Source organism: Zunongwangia pacifica (assembly GCF_023499215.1).
Taxonomy (GTDB): domain Bacteria; phylum Bacteroidota; class Bacteroidia; order Flavobacteriales; family Flavobacteriaceae; genus Zunongwangia; species Zunongwangia pacifica.
Map to the genome: position 1 here is coordinate 1 of NZ_JAKHSK010000085.1, position 2,694 is coordinate 2,694.

2 protein-coding genes and 2 pseudogenes are annotated in these 2,694 nt (G+C 31.4%); 1 reads left to right on the plus strand and 3 read right to left on the minus strand.

Annotation, left to right across the window (positions count from 1 at the left end):
- Nucleotides 1-108, plus strand: a pseudogene (locus L1967_RS22105) (IS110-like element ISCaa14 family transposase); the annotation flags it as partial.
- Here the strand turns inward: L1967_RS22105 and L1967_RS22110 are convergent.
- The 3 genes and pseudogenes from L1967_RS22110 to L1967_RS22120 all read right to left on the minus strand — a co-directional run.
- Nucleotides 94-723 (minus strand): hypothetical protein, encoded by a 630-nt coding sequence (locus L1967_RS22110; protein WP_249603658.1) that lies wholly within the window; start codon nt 721-723, stop codon nt 94-96. The pseudogene L1967_RS22105 and the gene L1967_RS22110 sit on opposite strands and share 15 nt — an antisense overlap.
- 658 nt (nt 724-1,381) lie before the next feature.
- Complete coding sequence (locus L1967_RS22115) at nt 1,382-1,540, minus strand: hypothetical protein (RefSeq protein ID WP_249603659.1); 159 nt, start codon at nt 1,538-1,540, stop codon at nt 1,382-1,384.
- Between the two features lie 1,043 nt (nt 1,541-2,583).
- Nucleotides 2,584-2,694 (minus strand): annotated as a pseudogene (locus tag L1967_RS22120) (IS5 family transposase); the annotation flags it as partial.

Below are 2,694 nucleotides of genomic sequence, written 5' to 3' on the forward strand. Positions count from 1 at the left end.
AAACTGGCTTTGATAGCGGTGGTCAACAAACTTTTAAAGCAGGCCTTTGCTATTGCTACACAAAAAACCTATTACACCGAAAATAACTTAAATTTATCTTGTATATAAACACAGTTCATCTATAAGTCCTATTGTTTTTATTCTATTTCCTGAAGCTGTATTTGAAGCTGGCTCCAAAGAAAAATTAAATTCATAAGGATGATATTCTATCTGTTTAGCATTATAACTATTTCCTTGATTTTCAATAATGAATTTCCCGCTTCCATTAGGAAAAGAATAATTAAAAATATCATACTCACCGTCTCTTTGCCCTTGAATTGCATAATCAAGTTTTTGGACATCTGCCCACTGATTTTGATTTATGCTTCCATTAATAAAGCTTTCATCTAAACGAATACTAGTGTCATCTGGTTGCCCCTTTATAGTTCTACTAATTTCTCCACCATAATCTAAAACCCATCCAAAGCCAATTTTATTAGTATTATAGGCAGGTTTTACATTCCTTATATGATATCTTAAAACTATTGGCAATTGTCCTCCTTTGAACTTAATATTATAAAGTGGTATTGAAATATCCGGCACTCCATTATTATAAGTAACTGGATAATCTCCAAAGGTTTGAAAAGCCTGTGAATTCGGTGAAGGTGGTATAATATCTTCTTGGGCTATTAAGTTATTTATAAATAAAATACTTAATAGCCACAAAAAATTCCAATTTTTCATAATTAGCATTTTGTAAAGGAAATAATTAATCGTACCAAAATTACTAATTAGTATTACTAATGAAGTAGCTAAAAACCTTACTATTAGTAAGGTTACACAGGTTTCTTCTATCTAAATTCAACAATTAAATTATATTCTTTGATGGTAAATCCGCAAATACGTTTTGAGATAAAAACCTATAAAAACATAACTTCACATATATTGCTACTATTAATTGCGAATAATCTGATAATTCATGACTCCATTGCGACCCGTTTGGTTCCTTTACGCCCATATTGCTGTTTAAGTTCGGAAAATATAAGAAGTTCATCAGTTGTTCCATTTCTTTCAATCAGCTCTTTATTTAGTTGATCCTATAAGTCAAGGTAGCCATTCGTTTGGATATATTCTCAAGTCGTTGATATTCTGAATTATTTATAGAACTATGTTGCTTAATATATAATTAAGCATTGACCTCTAGTAGGAAGTTCTTGTTATTTAAAATAATACTTACTTCACCTTGATCTTCCACGATAACAGGTTCGGGCAGTCCATCCTCTGTACAAGCATCGATAGTTTTATTTATTCCTCTTCACCAGAATTCTATATAGACCGCTTAAAAAAGGTATTGGTTATATTTCGATTTCGGAAATATGACAAATGTTCTTATTTTAGTTTATCAATTGTCAAATTCTTCTGGCAAATTTCCCGGATTCCATAAATATAATCGATCATCATAAACACGAAGAAAGTTATATGTACTAGAATAGTCTTTATGAATAATAGCATTCAAGATAGCTTCCCATTCCTGCCATTTCTGGATACTAAAAGGCTCCATCCATTCTACTCCTTTATAAAGGAACAGGCCTGACCAAACATGTAGCTTTTAGAATCCTTCATTTGGAGCGGCTCACCTTATTAAACCCCAAACTCATTATATAGAATATCAATTTAAAAAGAGCCAATTATTTTATAATAGCTTCCAGCCCCTTTGCCGGTGTTTTAAAAAAAATTAAACTCGTCAACTAGTTCTGCAAAATCTCTGGTCGCAGTTGGTTTGGCTACTGAATTTAACTCCTGATTCTCTTTGTTTGTAATTTCAGTTTTTCTTTTATATACTCAATAGATGCGATTTTTCGTTCACTTAATCCAAACTTTTTTAGCTGTTCAGCAATCAGGTTATTTTTGAAAAGCCTCACCAATAAACCATTTTAAAATTCTTTTATTTCGGGTTCATCGAACCCCACTTCTTTACTGACGTTATATTTTTTCAACATTCCATACCTCTAAGAATCAATATAGCCACCTTTAAAACAAACATCAGCTATAGGTATATTTCTCGGTTTTGAAGCATGGAAACCTTTTAATGCTTCTACAACTTAACCCTTGAGGTAAAAGTCCCTCATTCCAGAAAACAATCTTATCTTCATAAACTCTGATTTGTGTTGGTGCTCCCGTATAATTACAATTCACCAAAGCATTAAATACAACTTCACGCAAAGCTGTAACAGGTAATTAGTTTGTTTCAATTCTTTTTATTCCCTCAAAAGATACCTTTCTTATCAGAAACTTATAATTCAGTTGCTTCAGAATGTTTCTCATGACCACATCGCTTTTTTAAGTTTTAAAATGTTTATAAGCTAAATTTAACAGCGATCCAGAATATCCAGAAATTATCTGGATAAAAATGTTATAGATTCACCGATGATAGCGTTCATAAAGTATGCGCAGATAGTCCACATCATCCTTAGCAAACATGCTCACAATTCTTTATCTTTTAGATATATCAAATTTTCGATGGTGTTGTTTACTATAAAGACTTCGATATTAAAAAAAATTCAATATGACATAAATTAGACTTAATTATACTATTGAACTCGTTTAAACTTTTTCCTTTTTGAAGGGTTTGAACTTTTTCAAGGCTAATACAATAAAAGCAAGATAGTTAAACCCTTTCCAGCTTGCCACGGTAGTATCAAACCTGTTTAGTAA

Excerpts from the sequence above, each read along its gene's own strand:
- L1967_RS22110 (WP_249603658.1), bottom strand. The coding sequence starts at position 723 with ATGAAAAATTGGAATTTTTTGTGGCTATTAAGTATTTTATTTATAAAT.
- L1967_RS22115 (WP_249603659.1), bottom strand. The coding sequence starts at position 1,540 with ATGGAGCCTTTTAGTATCCAGAAATGGCAGGAATGGGAAGCTATCTTG.